Below are 14,417 nucleotides of genomic sequence, written 5' to 3'. Positions count from 1 at the left end.
GCTAGAACTCGTCCCGGATCGAAGCGCCACCAGCCGAAGCCCGGCTCCAGAGCACCGCGTCCGTCTGCGCTGCCGTCGTCGACGCCTCGATCCGCGCCGGCGCGAGGCTGTCTTGTCCGTCGCGCCAGGCGCGCTCGCGCTCGGGGTCGTCGAGCGCCAGAACGAGACCCTGATTGAGCTCATAGAGGCCAGCGGCGAGTCCTGCGCTGTCGAGCGCTTCCCTGAGCGAATCCTGCACCAGGGCGCGCAGAGCGACGTGTGGCGCCGAGACCGGCACGTCCACCTCGCGGCCGGCCATGGCCTGCGCGCAGGCGCGCCGGTCGAACGAGGCATGGCCGCGGCAGGCGAGCGGACGCGCGGGATGGATGATGCAGCCGCCGCGCACGACGAATGGGCAAGGCTGGCGCAGCTTCATTCGCTCGGTCTCGCCCAAGCCGCGCGTCGTGCGGTTGGCGAGCTTGATCCGTCGTGACAGCGAGCCGAGCGCGGTTGCCGGCATGCGCTGATCGATCTGCCGGGCGTAGCGCGCGAGCAGGAAGATCTCCGGTACCGTCGCCGTCACGCGCAGCGCGCAACAGGAGGGGCAGCCTTTGGCGCAGGCGAGGGCGGGCAGATGCGCCGTCTGGGCATGGATGTTGGCTTCGAACAGATCGAAGGCGCGGTCGGCGAGCATGTTCGCCAGGTTCTGCGAGGCCCGCCCGGACGCCAGCAGCGCGCTGAAGACCCGTCGCAGTTCGCTGAAAGCTGCTTCGCTCAATGTTGTCCTCCGACGCCCGCACGAACCAAAACGTCAGCGACCGCGGCGCACCCGGCGCACCGCGGTCGACATGGATGAGGCAGAGAGGACGCCCGCTGCCTCATCCGGAGAGAGCCGACGTCAGGCAGCAACGCCTTTCAGGATCGCGTCGAAGCAGGAGCGGGGGATGCGGAAGAAGCCGCGGCCGCCGGCGAACGTCCGATAGTGCGGACGTGCCATCTCGAGCAGCCGCTCGTACCATTCGTTCGCGGTGAGCCCGGCCGGCTTCTCGCCGATCGAGTTGATGTCCGAGTTCGGAAAGAAGCGGACGTGAATCAAAACCTCTTCGGTGGCGGCAGCGGGGGCGATGTGGCTCGTGGCGTCCGTGACGGGTAGTGCCCGAGCCAGATTGTCTCTCGCCATTCTCGTATCTCCTTGTGTCGTACCGACGTCGTTGTCGGCGGAATGATCATCAGCTTGGTCCGGCAAGCCTCGTCCCTCCGAGCTGATCACATCCCGTACAACGCTATATCCACAAGGATATAACGTATGTCATCGGACCGCAGGTGTTTGGCTCCGCAAAGATCGTTGGTCAGGCGGCGCGCTGTCTTTGATCTATGTCAATCGACGTCCGGGAACCTCCGTCGCGACGCGATAGACCTGACGCTGTGGCTCCTCGTCTTCGCGCCGGCATTCTTCCGCTCCTCCGACAATCATGTTCTCGGCGATCGCGCGCCCCTCCGGACGCGCATCCGGCAAGGCCGGCTCGACTGATGAATGCCGCGTCGGTCCTCCCGCGATCTCGGCCGCTACGCCACGCACCGGGCAGCGCCGACCTTGGTCAGGATGCCATCCAGCGTGTCGATCATCGCCGCGATTTCGTCCCGGGTCACGTTGAGCGCCGGCATGAAGCGCAACGCATCCGGACGCGGCGCGTTCAGCAGCAGGCCGAGCTCGAAGGCATGCGCGACGATCGCCGGCGCGATCGGCCTAATCACGTCGAGCGCGAGCAACAGACCGCGGCCGCGCACTTCGCCCAGGCCGTGCCTTGCCGAGATGCGCTGCAACTCGCTCTCCAGATAGATCCCGTTGTCCGCGACAGCCTTGAGAAACTCCGGCTTCTCGATGACGTCGAGCACGGCGAGTCCCGCCGCGCACATGAGCGGATTGCCGTTGAAGGTGCCGCCCTGATCGCCATGCTCGAAACAAGACGCCGCGTCGGTCGCCAGCAGGGCGGCGAGCGGGACGCCACCGCCGATGCCCTTGCCCAAGGTCATGATGTCCGGGAGGACGTCGGCATGCTCATAGCCGAACAGCTTTCCGGTGCGGCCCATTCCGGTCTGGATCTCGTCGACGATCAGCAGCAGACCGTGCTCGGTGGTCAGCGCCCGCAAATGCTGCAGGAACTTGTCCGTCGCGGGCCACACGCCGGCCTCGCCCTGGATCGGCTCGAGCATGATCGCCACCGTCTGGTCGGAGATCAGCGCCTCGACCGAGCCGATGTCGTTCAGGCGCGCCTTGGGAAAGCCAGGCACCTTCGGCTCGAACAGCGGCTCGAACGCCTTCTTGCCAGAAGCCGACATCATCGCCAGCGTCCGGCCGTGGAAGCCGCCCTCGAAGGTGATGATCTCATACGCGCCGTTCTTGCGCAGGGCGCCGTATTTGCGCGCGAGCTTGATGGCGCCTTCATTGGCTTCGGCGCCCGAATTTGTGAAGAACACCTGGCCGAAGCACGAGCGGTCGACCAGTGCTTTGGCGAGTTGCAGGCTGGTATCGTTGAAATAGGCCGGGCTCGGCGTGATCAGGCGCGCCGCCTGGTTGGTGAGCGCGCTGGCAAGCTCCGGCGGCGCATGCCCGAGCGCGTTCACGGCCCAGCCCTGGATGAAGTCCAGATAGCGCTTGCCGTCGTCGTCCCATAGCCAGGAGCCTTTGCCCTGAACGAAGATGGTGCGCGGACGCGCCGTGATCTCCATCAGAGCGTCATAGGGATGGGAGGCGGTCAGCATGTGCAATCTCCTGTGCTCAGGGGGGAAACGGTGGGCCAAAAAGCGAGAAGGCCGCTCCTTTGCGGGAGCGGCCTTCTCGAAAACCTGGAGCTGATGAGCTAGCTGATCAGCAACGTCTTCGGACATGGCGCGCCCCGGCATCGTCACGGCGGTGACGACGGCAAACGGCGGCGCGGCGGTTGGTCCGGTTGAAGATCATGCGGCGGCCATACAGGCAAATCGCAACCGGTGTCAAGATGCCGGCCTGCAGGCTGCAATACGGGCCGCTGCTCCGGGAAGCGGCGAGGGAAGCGCCGGCCGGTGCGAAGGCCGCACGATCCAATCTCGGGTCTCGCGCTTTAGTGACAACTTTACCAAACATTTAGCGGCTGCGTTTACTTTGCCGGGCAGCTTGAAAATGCAAGCGCTCAGGACGAGCGATGTCGAACCCCCATCTCACGATCGCCGAAGAAGTGCAGGCGGCCATAGCCACCGGCTCAGCCGACCGCTGCTCCGGCGTGGCCGAGCGGGTGGCCGCCCTGTTCGTCGCCTCGGCCGGCAGCCTGGATATCGAGCAGCACGCGCTGTTTGCCGACGTCTTCGAGCGTCTCGTCAACACCATCGAGCTGCGCGCGCTGGCCGACGTCGGTGCCCGGATCGCACTCGCCGAACTCAGCGCCCAGCTTGCCCCGATCCCGCAGGCGCCGGCCGGCGTGATCCGGCGGCTGGCCTATCATGACGACATCGCCGTCGCGGGGCCGGTGCTTTCGGAATCGCCGCGGCTGAGCAGCGAGGATCTCGTCGAGATCGCGCAGACGCGCGGCGAGAAGCACCTGATTGCGATCGCCGGGCGCTGGTGGCTGCAGGAGATCGTTACCGATGCGCTGCTCGCGCGACGCTATCCGAGCGTGAGCCGCCAACTGATGAGGAATCCCGGGGCGCGGGTGTCTCCCGCCGGATTCGCCGCCATCGTGGCACAGGCGGCTGGAGATGCGGAGCTCACGGTCGCGGCCGGCATCCGCGCCGATCTGCCGGCAGCCTTGCGCAGGACCCTGTTGCAGCGCGCGACGGAGGCGGTGAGGGCGCGGCTGCTCGCGTCGGCGCCGCCGCATCTCTACGAAGAAATCCGCAGCGCCATTTCAGCGGCCACGGTCGACGCCGAGCGCGACATGTCGCGAAACCGCGATGGTGGCAGCTCCAAGGTGGCGGTTGGCCAGCTGAAGCAGGGCGGAAAGCTGACCGAGGCCGCGCTGCTGGAATTTGCCCGTCAGCGGCGCTACGGCGAGACGATCGCGGCCATCGCGGAGCTCGCGAAATGCAGCATCGAGCTGGTGCGGCCGCTGATGCAGAGCCTGCGCAGCGACGGCATTCTCGTGCCGTGCAAGGCCGCTGGACTGAGCTGGGTCACGGTTGCGGCCATCCTCGACAGCCGGTTCGTCTCAGGTGCAACGCCTCCCGACGAGCTGACCAAGCTCAAGAACAAATATCTCGAACTGAAGCAGGACGAGGCGCTTCGCCTGCTGAAGCTCTGGTCGGTTCGCACCACGGGCTCCTCGCACTGAGGGGCGGTCCGCAGGTCCAGGACGCATCTCCTCGCCCGTCTGTAATTCCCCCGAGTTCCCGGCGGGTGGCCCGAGACGCGACAGAGCCGCGCTAGAAACCCGCGACCGTGCCGTGCAGGTCGTATTCGTCGGCACGCTCGATCTTGACCGTGACGATCTCGCCGACACGCAGCGGCCGGCGGCTGGACAGATAGACGGCGCCATCGATGTCAGGGGCATCAGCCTTGGTGCGGCCCTTGGCGACGCTCGGCCCGACCTCGTCGATGATCACCTGCTGACGCGTGCCAACCTTGCGCTTGAGCCTGCGCGCCGAGATCTTCTGCTGGCGGGCCATCAGCGCGTCCCAGCGCTCCTGCTTGACCGCGTCCGGGACTTGGTCGGGCAGGGCGTTGGAGGTCGCGCCGGCCACCGGCTCGTATTTGAAGCATCCGAGCCGATCGATCTCGGCCTCATCCAGCCAGTCCAGCAGATAGGCGAAATCCGCGTCCGTCTCGCCGGGGAATCCGACGATGAACGTCGAGCGCAGCGCAAGGTCGGGGCAGGCTGTCCGCCAGGCCTTGATCCGCTCCAGCGTCTTGTCCTGCGCCGCCGGGCGGCGCATCGCCTTCAGGACGTTCGGGCTGGCATGCTGGAATGGGATGTCGAGATAAGGCAATATCTTACCGTCTGTCATGAGGCCAATCACCTCGTCGACATGCGGGTAGGGGTAGACGTAGTGCAGCCGGACCCAGGCTCCGAGCTCACCGAGCTCGCGCGCCAGATCGAGGAAGCGTGCCCGGACGCTGCGGTCCTTCCAGGCGCTTTCGGCATATTTCAGGTCCAGCCCATAGGCCGAGGTGTCCTGCGAAATGACCAGGAGCTCCTTGACCCCGGCTGCGACCAGCCGCTCGGCCTCGCGCAGCACGTCGGCTGCGGGGCGCGACACCAGATCGCCACGCAGCTTCGGGATGATGCAGAAGGTGCAGCGGTTGTTGCAACCTTCGGAGATCTTCAGATAGGCGTAGTGCCGGGGCGTAAGCTTGATGCCCTGCGGAGGAACCAGGTCGAGATGAGGGTTGTGCGCAGGCGGCGATGCGCGGTGGACCGCGTCCAGCACACTCTCATACTGCTGCGGGCCGGTGATCGACAGCACGCCGGGATAGGCCTGCTCGATCTGCTCCGGCTCGGCGCCCATGCAGCCGGTCACGATGACCTTGCCGTTCTCGGCCATGGCGGAGCCGATCGCCGACAGCGATTCCTGCTTGGCACTGTCCAGGAACCCGCAGGTGTTGACGATGACGACGTCGGCGCCGTCATGCTTTCGGGCAAGCTCATAGCCCTCGGCGCGGAGACGCGTGATGATGCGCTCGGAATCGACCAAGGCCTTGGGACATCCGAGCGAAACAAAGCTGATCTTGGGCGCCGAACCCTGCTGCATCTTGGAACTGCCTGATGAGATAGGCGTCAGCTAGTCCGAATTGTCCAGAAAGACAAGGCTTTGAGGCGGCCACGTCCATGCTATGGGTGAGGGCCCGGACAACCTGGTGATCGATGAGCGCCGAGCAATCGCCTAAAATCGTGATCGTCGACGAAAGCCCGATCCGCGCGGCCATCCTGGAGGAGGGCTTGCGGGAAGCGGGCTTTACCGGCGTCGTGCATGTCAGCGAGATGCAGGGTCTTCTGGCGCGCATCTATGCCCTGGATCCGGACGTCATCGTCATCGACCTGGAGAACCCGAGCCGCGACGTGCTGGAGCAGATGTTCCAGGTCAGCCGCGCCGTCCGCCGGCCGATCGCGATGTTCGTGGACCAGAGCGACGCCGCCTCGATCCAGGCCTCGGTGGAGGCGGGCGTCTCCGCCTACATCGTTGATGGCCTGAAGAAGGAGCGGATCAAGCCGATCCTCGACCTCTGCATCTCCCGCTTCAATGCGTTCTCCAAGCTTCAGGACGAGCTGGAGCGCGCCAAGTCCGCGCTCGAGGACCGCAAGGTGATCGACCGCGCCAAGGGCATTCTGATGAAGATGAAGGGCTTCACCGAAGAGGAAGCCTACGTGCTGTTGCGCTCCACAGCCATGCGCGAAAAGAAGAAGATCGGCGAGATCGCACAATCGATCCTGACCGCCTCGGAGATGTTGAAATGACCGGCCCGCTTCGCATTGGCTTCATTCCGCTGGTCGATGCCGCGGCGCTGATCGTCGCCGTCGATAAGGGCTTCACGGCCGCGGAGGGGCTCGACGTCACCCTCGTCCGCGAGGTCTCCTGGTCGAACGTCCGCGACAAGCTCAACATTGGCCTGTTCGATGCCGCGCATCTGCTGGCACCGGTGGCCATTGCGTCCAGTCTTGGTATCGGCCACGTCAAGGTTCCGATCGTCGCGCCGTTCAATCTCGGCGTGAACGGCAACGCGATCACCGTGACGCCGGCGCTGCATGCGGCAATCATGGCCCACCTCGAGGGTGATCGTTTCGACCCGATGGCGACGGCGCTGGCCCTGGCGCGCGTCGTCGCTGAACGGCGCAAGGCCGGCGCCGAGCCGCTGACTTTCGGCATGACGTTTCCGTTCTCGACCCACAACTATCAGTTGCGGTTCTGGATGGCCGCAGGCGGCGTCGACCCCGATGAGGACGTCCGCCTCGTGGTGCTGCCGCCGCCCTACATGGTGGAGAGCCTCGCCAACGGTCACGTCGACGCGTTCTGCGTCGGAGCACCGTGGAACTCGATCGCGGTCGATCTCGGCATCGGTCATATTCTCCACTTCGTGTCTGACGTGCTGGTGCGCGCGGCCGAAAAGGTGCTGGCGGTCAGGCAGAGCTGGGCTGACAAAAATCCCGGCGCCCTCTCCGGCCTGGTCCGCGCCTGCGCGAAGGCCGCCGATTTCATCGAGCAGAACCATGGGGAGGCCGCGCGTATCCTGGCCCAGCCGGAGCGGATCGGCGTCGATGCGGAGGTGCTCCAGCGTACGCTGGACGGCCGCCTCAAGATCTCGCCGGACGGCACCTTCCGCGAAAGCTCGCGCTATCTGCTGGTGGGCCGGGAAGAAGCGGGACGGCCCGAGAAGATCCAGGCGGCATGGCTGTATGCCCAGATGGTGCGGTGGGGCCAGACGCCCCTCAGCAATGAAGCCCTGGGCACCGCCATGGGCGTGTTCCGGCCGGATATCTACGACGCGGCGATGGGCACGGCCGCGGTCGGCACGGATGCCGCCATCGGCGCGTTCGCTGGTCCGCCTTTTGCGGTGGACGACGTGATCGGCCATCTCAAGGCATTCAAGATCGGCCGCTGGACGGCCTGATCCACCGCTCCGATCAGGGTCTGGGCACCGGGCGCCGCCGACCAATTTTTGGGCGGCGTGCCCGTATTTCGGGGCTTGAGCCTGACAACGCGCCTTCATCGATTCGGGCAGCGACCTGATTCTTCGCGCTTTTCCTTGATTTGTCCCGCTGGCACGCAACTTGAATGTTGCGGTGCAGTCGGCCGCCGCAGACGCCGCTGACTGCAATCCATGTCGGATTTCCGCAGCAACGAAGCTGGTCGGATCGCTCACCTGAAGCAGGCCATACCGGCCGGTCGGACGATGCGATCCTCATCCCATTCCCGAACGCCAATCGCCCTGGCCGCTGGAGCTTCGTCCGCCATCATGAAAATCGAATCGTTGTCAGTCGACTTCAACGACGAGCAGAAGCGCTACCTCGAAGGGTTGGCCGCGGGCCTCAAGGTCACGCTCGCAGGACGCGGCCAGGGTGGCGCGCCGACAGCAAGCGAGCCGACCGGTCCGGACGCCATCCACATCAAGGCGCAGGACAAGGTGATCGCGTCGGGACGGAAGCTCGCCGACCAGGAAAAGGTCAAGCGCGAAGGACATCCGTTCGATGCCTACGAACGGCTGAAGGAGCAGGCGCGCAACGATGCCGCGCCATCCACGGCCGACAATTTCCGTTGGCGCTACTACGGCCTGTTTCACGTCGCTCCGGCGCAGGACTCCTACATGTGCCGTCTGCGCATCCCCAACGGCATCCTGAAGCATTGGCAGTTGACCGGCCTCGCCGATCTCGCCGACGAGCTTTGCGGTCCCTACAGCCACGTCACCACGCGGGCAAACCTGCAACTGCGCGAAATCCCACCCAGGCACGCGGTCATGCTGCTGGAGGGACTTTCGGATCTCGGTCTGACCGCGCGCGGCTCCGGCGCCGACAACATCCGCAACGTAACGGGAACGCCAACCGCGGGGATCGATCCGCAGGAATTGCTGGATACGCGGCCCTATGCGCGCGAATGGCATTTCCACATCCTCAACGACCGCTCGCTGTACGGCCTGCCACGCAAGTTCAACGTCGCTTTCGATGGTGCCGGGCAGATCGCGGCGCTCGAGGACACCAACGACATTGCGTTCTCGGCGGTCGAGGTGAAGGACGGATTTGGGGTTGCGCCCGGCGTGTGGTTCAGACTCGGCCTCGGCGGCATTACGGGACACAAGGATTTTGCCAAGTCGACCGGCATCATCGTCGAGCCGGAGCGGGCGACCGAGGTGGCTGACGCCATCGTGCGGCTCTTTATCGAGACCGGCGACCGCACCAATCGTCTCAAAGCGCGGCTCAAATATGTGCTCGACAACATGGGGCACGACAAGTTCATGGAAGCCGTCGAGACGAGGCTCGGCCGCAAGCTTGCGCGCGTGCCGGACGAGGCGCTCGAGCCGCGACCCGACTCCGACCGCATGGCCCATGTCGGCGTGCACCAGCAGAAGCAGCAGGGGCTGAACTGGATTGGCGTCGTGCTGCCGCTGGGCAAGCTGACCACGGATCAGATGCGCGCGCTTGCCAGAATCGCAGCGGATCTTGGCGACGGCGAGATCCGGCTCACGGTGTGGCAGAACCTGCTGTTATCGGGCGTCCGCGACGACAAGGTCGCGCTGGCCTGCGCCGCGGTCGAGCAGATCGGACTGTCGGTCAAGGCCTCGCACATCCGCGCCGGACTGATCGCCTGCACAGGCAACGCCGGCTGCAAGTTCGCAGCATCCAACACCAAGAAACATGCGGCCGAGATCGGCGACTGGTGCGAGAGCAGGGTGGACGTCGACACGCCGCTGAACATTCATCTCACCGGCTGTCATCACTCCTGCGCCCAGCACTACATCAGCGACATCGGCTTGATCGCGGCAAAGGTGCCGGTTGGTGACGGCGACGACACGGTCGAAGGCTATCATCTGTTCGCCGGGGGTGGTTTCGGCCCTCAGGCCGATATCGGCCGCGAGGTCTATCGCGACCTCAAGGCGGCGGATGCGCCTGTAACCGTCGAGAAGCTGCTCAAGGCCTATCTCGCCCATCGCGCCTCGCCCGAGGAGACCTTCCTGTCGTTCGCACGCCGTCACGACGGCGAAGCGCTGCGCAATCTCGCCGAAGCCCAGACCTCGTCGCAGGTGTCAGCATGAACCAGATCACGCCCATGCCCAACATCGATATCATTCCTCCGACGGCGCCATTTTCCGAAGCGCAGCGCTCGTGGCTCAACGGCTTCCTGGCCGGAGCGCTCGGTCTAGACGGCTCGACAGCATTGTCGCCGGCGCAGAACGGCGCTGTGCTCGCGCCCGCAGGCGACGGTGATGACGGCGAGGCGCCATGGCACGATCAGACCATGCCGATCGCCGAGCGCATGAAGCTGGCCGAGGGCCGTCCGCTGCGCCGGCGCATGATGGCAGCCATGGCGCAGCAGGACTGCGGCCAATGTGGCTACAATTGCAACGACTATTCGGATGCGATTGCCGGTCGCAGCGAGGCGCGGCTGAATCTGTGCGTCCCCGGTGGCAAAGAAACCGCGCGGATGTTGAAGGCTCTTTACGAGGAGATCGACACGGCTCCGGCGGCCGCCAAGCCCGCTGCTGCCGCGCCGGCCACCGTCTCCGTCGTCGTCAGCGAGCCCGGCCGCTCGCGCGACAATCCGGTCGAGGCGACGTTCCTGTCGCGGCGCCTGCTCAACAAGCCGGGCTCGGAGAAAGAGACCTGGCACATCGAGTTTGATCTGGGAGAGAGCGGGCTCGACTACGTCGTCGGCGATTCCTTCGGCATCTTCGCCAAGAATGATCTCGGCCTGGTCGACCAGATCATCGCGCTGCTCGGCGCCTCGCACATGACCGAGGTGAACGGCAAGCCGCTGCGGCAGTGCCTCTTGGAGGATGTCTCGCTGGCGCCGGCGCCGGATTCGCTGTTCGAGCTGATCTCCTTCATCACCGGCGGCGCGACCCGCGAGAAGGCGCGGCAACTGGCGCAGGGTGAGGATCCCGATGGCGATGCGGCGACGCTCGATGTGATGGCGGTGCTGCAGAAGTTCTCCGGTGTCCGGCCGCATCCCGAAGCCTTCGTCGAGGCGCTGGAGCCGCTGCAGCCGCGGCTCTACTCGATCTCGTCGTCGCACAATGCCACGCCCGGCAAGTTGTCGCTGACGGTCGACTGCGTCCGCTACGTCATCGGGAAGCGCAAGCGGCTGGGCCTCGCCTCGACGTTCCTGGCCGAGCGGATTAATCCCGGCGACAAGCTGCGCGTCTATGTGCAGAAGGCGCATGGCTTCGCGCTGCCGGCCGATCCCAAGACGCCGATCATCATGGTCGGCCCCGGCACCGGCGTTGCTCCGTTCCGTGCCTTCCTGCTCGATCGCAGGGCGACCGGCGCGCCGGGCAAGAACTGGCTGTTCTTCGGCCATCAGCGCAGCGACTGCGACTTCTTCTACGCCGACGAGCTCAACGCCATGAAGACCGCGGGCCTCTTGACGCGGCTGTCGCTGGCGTGGTCGCGCGACGGCGACAAGAAGTTCTACGTCCAGGACCGCATGCGCGAGGTCGGCCGTGAGGTGTGGACCTGGCTCGCCGACGGCGCCCACCTCTACATCTGCGGCGACGCCAAGCGCATGGCCAAGGACGTCGAGCGCGCCCTGGTCGACATCGTCGCCCAGTTTGGTGCCCGGTCCACGGATGAGGCCGTCAGCTTCGTTGCGGACCTCAAGAAGAAGGGCCGGTTCCAGCTCGACGTCTACTGAGCCGGAACCCGATGGAGAATATTTCTCGGTCGGAACACCGATCGAGAATTTTTTGGTTCCAAGCGGACCCGAAACAGGGGGCTTGTCGTTATTTCGCCGGTTGCCTTGCACCCGGCCGCGGGAACGCTTTTCTCATGGCCGGAACTTCAGGAGACCGGCCATGCGGACGATATCGACGCCCCTGCGACACATGCCCCAGGCCCGCGCCATTCGCGAGCGCGGCACCGCGGTCGCGCTGGTTGCCTTCTACAGCGCGATGGCGCTGATTGCCGCGATCACCCTGGGCACGTCTTTCACGCATCCGTTCTGATTCTCATCACCTCTTGAACGGCGCGACCGTGATGGCGGCCGCGTCGAGTGCCTTGCGGACCTCGCGTGCGATCTCGACGGCGCCGGCGGTGTCGCCATGGATGCAGACGGTGTCGGTCCGCATCTTCATCACCTTGCCAGTCACCGAAATCACCGCGCCGTCCAGAACCATGCGCACGACGCGATCGGCGATGACCTTGGGATCGTGCAGCACCGCGCCGGGCTTGCTGCGCGACACCAGCAGTCCATCGTCGCCATAGGCGCGGTCGGCAAACACCTCGTGAGCCATCCTCAGATTGGCCTTCTCGCCAGCTGTCACCAGCTTGGAGTTGGCGAGCACGACGAAGATCAGGGTGGGATCGACGGCCTTGATCGCCTTGGCGATGGCGTTCGCCGTCATCTCGTCCTCGCAGGCGACATTGGACAGCGCGCCGTGTGCCTTCACATGCGTGACCTTGTGACCGGCCGCGGTGGCGATCGCCTGCAGGGCGCCGATCTGATAGGCTACGAGGTTCTCGATCTCCGATGATTTCAGCCCCGGCATCGGACGCCGACCGAAACCATGCAGATCGCGATAGCCGGGATGCGCGCCGACGCTGACGCCTTTGGCCTTCGCCATCTCGACCGTCCGCCGCATGATGTCGGCGTCACCGGCATGAAAGCCGCAGGCGACGTTGACCGATGTCGCCAGCTCGATCATCGCGACGTCATTGCCCATTTCCCACGGGCCGAAGCCTTCTCCGAGGTCGCAGTTCAGATCGACGGTGCTGGTCATGTCAGGGTCCGCTCGTTGATGGGTCCGAAGCAACGTGAGATGCGATCAGGTTAATCGAGAGTCACTTCGGGCCAGGTGGTGGCGTCGGTTGCGCTGACGGCATGACCGGCCACATTGGCCGTGAGCAGCGCATCGACGTTGAAGTCGCTGCTCGCGATCGCGGTGACGCGGCCGGGCAGGCTGCGCAACAGGCCCTTATAGCGGCGCAGCTCGGCCTGCGCCTCGGCCATGCTCACCGCCTTGAAGCGGAACGGCGTGCCGGCGGGCGTCTGCGCCAGGCGGCCGAAATCGGCTGTGATGACGGTCGCGATCTTCGGATAGCCGCCGCTGGTGCCGCGGTCCGACATCAGCACGATCGGCGAACCATTGCCGGGCACCTGGATGCTGCCGTCCACGGTGCCGTCCGAGACGATGTTGTGACCGTGCAGGTGGTGGATCTGCGGCCCCTCGAGCCGATAGCCCATGCGGTCGCTGGTCGCCGAGACCATCCAGTCGCTGCCGAGGAACAGCGCTTTCATCTCGTCGCTGAACTCGTCGTCCTGCGGCCCCATGACGACTCGAATCGCGCCGCTAATTTTCGGCAGATCGATCCGCAGTTCCGGCGCGTCGCCGGCGGGTGCGACCTCGAACACGTCGCCGGCCTGGAGCGGCCGCGGGTAGGGACTGCCAAGTCCAGCGCGTGCATTCACCGAGAGACTGTTGAACATCGGTTCGCCGGCGATGCCGCCTTCGACGGCGAGATAGGTGAAGGAGCCGCCGCGAGCAAAGCCGAGCGTGAGTTCCTCTCCGTCGTTCAGCGTCACCGACGTGTTGATCTCGACCTGCCGCTTGGCAACATCCGCCGGTCGTTGCGCGCCCGCGAGCGCCACGCGCACCGCGCCGCCCTTCGCCGTGAAGGTCGCGCCGAACGGGCCGATCTCGATCGCAGCCGCCATCGGCTCATTGCCGACGAGGCTGTTAGCTGCGGCCAGCGCCAGCTTGTCCATTGCACCGGACGGTGTCAGCCCGTAGCGCTGCGCGCCGAAACGCCCGCCATCCTGGACCGAGCTTGCCGGGCCGATCTGTGAGACGACGAGCGTGCTCATGCGGCGACCCGCTCGGCGATGAGCTCGCCGCCCTCGGCGGCGCGCTCCTGCTCCGCGAAGGTCTTGACGTCAACGGCATAGAAGCTGACCTCGTCGCCGGGCTCGAGCAGAAAGGTCGGCTCGCGATGCAGTTGAAACGTCCGCATCGCGGTGCGGCCAAGCAGGTGCCAGCCGCACGGGCCGGCAAGGCATTGGATGCCGGTCTGGATGCCGCCGATGGCGATGATGCCGGCCGGTGTCCAGAGCCGCGGATTCTGGCGGCGCGACATCTGCAGCGTGGGATCGAGACCGGACAAATAGGACCAGCCCGGTGTGAAGCCGATCATTGCGACGCGATAAGTGCTGGCGATATGGCGTGCGACGACTTCGTCCGGCGTGAGGCTCAACGCCTTGGCGACATCCTCGAGGTCGATGCCATTCTCTCCGCCATAGCAGACTGGAACCCGCCAGCGCCTGACCTCGCTGTCCGGCGCGAGCGACCCGGCCGACAGCGCGAAGAGCCTTGCCCCCAGCGTGTCGTGGTCGATGACGTCAGCATCATAATGCACGAGCAGCGAACGATAGGTCGGCACCGTCTCCGTGATGCCCTCGATCCCGGCCGCTGCCACTGCATGGTCGAGCGCCAGGACGCGGCGGTTGGCGATCTCGTCGATGGTCCGGCTGAACTCGACGGTGACGGCGCTGTCGCCGCTGGGCAGCAGGCGGGGAGGTGGAAAAGGATCGGCCATGAGTCCGAAGTGATCCGCGTTGATGGTCCCTGATCTAGCTCGTTTCGATCGCAAGTGGAATTGGGTCAAAGGCAAAAAGTCTCGAAAATTCAATAAATTAATCGGATGCTCGGCGATAAGAAGACTTTATCGGATGGGCGCAAGCCCCGCATGCGCTGGACGCACCGAGCATGCCCTTGACGCCGCCTTCGTCGCTCGCAAGATGCGCCTGCTTTTTCCGCCAGCTGTTTG

13 protein-coding genes are annotated in these 14,417 nt (G+C 65.5%); 6 read left to right on the top strand and 7 right to left on the bottom strand.

What is annotated here, in order from left to right; translation table 11 throughout:
- Position 1 precedes the first annotated feature (1 nt).
- The 3 genes from QX039_RS18280 to QX039_RS18270 form a co-directional block, all read right to left on the bottom strand.
- On the bottom strand, positions 2-757 hold the full coding sequence (locus QX039_RS18280) for a hypothetical protein (RefSeq protein ID WP_315772106.1): 756 nt from the start codon (positions 755-757) through the stop codon (positions 2-4).
- A gap of 120 nt (positions 758-877) precedes the next feature.
- Positions 878-1,159, bottom strand: a complete 282-nt coding sequence (locus QX039_RS18275; RefSeq protein WP_315772105.1) for a hypothetical protein — start codon at positions 1,157-1,159, stop codon at positions 878-880.
- 386 nt (positions 1,160-1,545) lie between these two features.
- Positions 1,546-2,742: an acetylornithine transaminase gene (locus QX039_RS18270; RefSeq protein ID WP_315772104.1), complete on the bottom strand. Its 1,197-nt coding sequence runs from the start codon at positions 2,740-2,742 to the stop codon at positions 1,546-1,548.
- 419 nt (positions 2,743-3,161) lie between these two features.
- Here QX039_RS18270 and QX039_RS18265 point away from each other — a divergent pair, with 419 nt between their 5' ends.
- The gene (locus QX039_RS18265; RefSeq protein ID WP_315737921.1) at positions 3,162-4,283 is read left to right on the top strand and encodes a DUF2336 domain-containing protein; all 1,122 of its coding nucleotides are present in this window, start codon (positions 3,162-3,164) and stop codon (positions 4,281-4,283) included.
- 91 nt (positions 4,284-4,374) lie between these two features.
- Here the strand turns inward: QX039_RS18265 and rimO are convergent, their stop codons facing one another.
- The gene (rimO, locus tag QX039_RS18260; protein ID WP_315772102.1) at positions 4,375-5,700 is read right to left on the bottom strand and encodes a 30S ribosomal protein S12 methylthiotransferase RimO; all 1,326 of its coding nucleotides are present in this window, start codon (positions 5,698-5,700) and stop codon (positions 4,375-4,377) included.
- A gap of 113 nt (positions 5,701-5,813) precedes the next feature.
- Here rimO and QX039_RS18255 point away from each other — a divergent pair, with 113 nt between their 5' ends.
- The 5 genes from QX039_RS18255 to QX039_RS18235 all read left to right on the top strand — a co-directional run bounded on the left by QX039_RS18255 (position 5,814) and on the right by QX039_RS18235 (position 11,599).
- The gene (locus QX039_RS18255) at positions 5,814-6,404 is read left to right on the top strand and encodes an ANTAR domain-containing response regulator (protein ID WP_012044202.1); all 591 of its coding nucleotides are present in this window, start codon (positions 5,814-5,816) and stop codon (positions 6,402-6,404) included.
- On the top strand, positions 6,401-7,555 hold the full coding sequence (locus QX039_RS18250) for a CmpA/NrtA family ABC transporter substrate-binding protein (RefSeq protein WP_315772101.1): 1,155 nt from the start codon (positions 6,401-6,403) through the stop codon (positions 7,553-7,555). Before QX039_RS18255 ends, QX039_RS18250 begins: the two co-directional genes overlap by 4 nt.
- Positions 7,556-7,900: 345 nt before the next feature.
- Entirely contained in the window at positions 7,901-9,691 is a 1,791-nt protein-coding gene (locus QX039_RS18245; RefSeq protein ID WP_315772100.1) for a NirA family protein, read from the top strand.
- Positions 9,688-11,289: a sulfite reductase subunit alpha gene (locus tag QX039_RS18240; protein ID WP_315772099.1), complete on the top strand. Its 1,602-nt coding sequence runs from the start codon at positions 9,688-9,690 to the stop codon at positions 11,287-11,289. The genes QX039_RS18245 and QX039_RS18240 overlap by 4 nt, the downstream gene beginning before the upstream one ends.
- A gap of 160 nt (positions 11,290-11,449) precedes the next feature.
- Positions 11,450-11,599, top strand: a complete 150-nt coding sequence (locus QX039_RS18235; protein ID WP_315737926.1) for a hypothetical protein — start codon at positions 11,450-11,452, stop codon at positions 11,597-11,599.
- 6 nt (positions 11,600-11,605) lie between these two features.
- On the opposite strand, the gene QX039_RS18230 is transcribed toward QX039_RS18235, so the two are convergent.
- The 3 genes from QX039_RS18230 to pxpB are packed head-to-tail and all read right to left on the bottom strand — an operon-like array spanning position 11,606 to position 14,186.
- Positions 11,606-12,373, bottom strand: a complete 768-nt coding sequence (locus QX039_RS18230) for a 5-oxoprolinase subunit PxpA (RefSeq protein WP_315737927.1) — start codon at positions 12,371-12,373, stop codon at positions 11,606-11,608.
- Between the two features lie 50 nt (positions 12,374-12,423).
- Positions 12,424-13,458, bottom strand: a complete 1,035-nt coding sequence (locus QX039_RS18225) for a biotin-dependent carboxyltransferase family protein (RefSeq protein ID WP_315737928.1) — start codon at positions 13,456-13,458, stop codon at positions 12,424-12,426.
- Positions 13,455-14,186, bottom strand: a complete 732-nt coding sequence (pxpB, locus tag QX039_RS18220; protein ID WP_315737929.1) for a 5-oxoprolinase subunit PxpB — start codon at positions 14,184-14,186, stop codon at positions 13,455-13,457. Before pxpB ends, QX039_RS18225 begins: the two co-directional genes overlap by 4 nt.
- Positions 14,187-14,417 lie beyond the last annotated feature (231 nt).

It is taken from the genome of Bradyrhizobium sp. SZCCHNR1043 (genome assembly GCF_032489675.1).
Lineage (GTDB): Bacteria > Pseudomonadota > Alphaproteobacteria > Rhizobiales > Xanthobacteraceae > Bradyrhizobium.
Note: the sequence above shows the minus strand (reverse complement) of the source record. Positions and strands in the feature narration are given on the sequence as shown.

What these genes read in the sequence shown, in the direction of transcription:
- QX039_RS18275 (WP_315772105.1), bottom strand. Translation starts at nt 1,159, where the DNA reads ATGGCGAGAGACAATCTGGCTCGGGCACTACCCGTCACGGACGCCACG.
- QX039_RS18225 (WP_315737928.1), bottom strand. Translation starts at nt 13,458, where the DNA reads ATGAGCACGCTCGTCGTCTCACAGATCGGCCCGGCAAGCTCGGTCCAG.
- rimO (WP_315772102.1), bottom strand. Translation starts at nt 5,700, where the DNA reads ATGCAGCAGGGTTCGGCGCCCAAGATCAGCTTTGTTTCGCTCGGATGT.
- QX039_RS18245 (WP_315772100.1), top strand. Translation starts at nt 7,901, where the DNA reads ATGAAAATCGAATCGTTGTCAGTCGACTTCAACGACGAGCAGAAGCGC.
- QX039_RS18265 (WP_315737921.1), top strand. Translation starts at nt 3,162, where the DNA reads ATGTCGAACCCCCATCTCACGATCGCCGAAGAAGTGCAGGCGGCCATA.
- pxpB (WP_315737929.1), bottom strand. Translation starts at nt 14,186, where the DNA reads ATGGCCGATCCTTTTCCACCTCCCCGCCTGCTGCCCAGCGGCGACAGC.
- QX039_RS18270 (WP_315772104.1), bottom strand. Translation starts at nt 2,742, where the DNA reads ATGCTGACCGCCTCCCATCCCTATGACGCTCTGATGGAGATCACGGCG.
- QX039_RS18240 (WP_315772099.1), top strand. Translation starts at nt 9,688, where the DNA reads ATGAACCAGATCACGCCCATGCCCAACATCGATATCATTCCTCCGACG.
- QX039_RS18255 (WP_012044202.1), top strand. Translation starts at nt 5,814, where the DNA reads ATGAGCGCCGAGCAATCGCCTAAAATCGTGATCGTCGACGAAAGCCCG.
- QX039_RS18235 (WP_315737926.1), top strand. Translation starts at nt 11,450, where the DNA reads ATGCGGACGATATCGACGCCCCTGCGACACATGCCCCAGGCCCGCGCC.
- QX039_RS18250 (WP_315772101.1), top strand. Translation starts at nt 6,401, where the DNA reads ATGACCGGCCCGCTTCGCATTGGCTTCATTCCGCTGGTCGATGCCGCG.
- QX039_RS18230 (WP_315737927.1), bottom strand. Translation starts at nt 12,373, where the DNA reads ATGACCAGCACCGTCGATCTGAACTGCGACCTCGGAGAAGGCTTCGGC.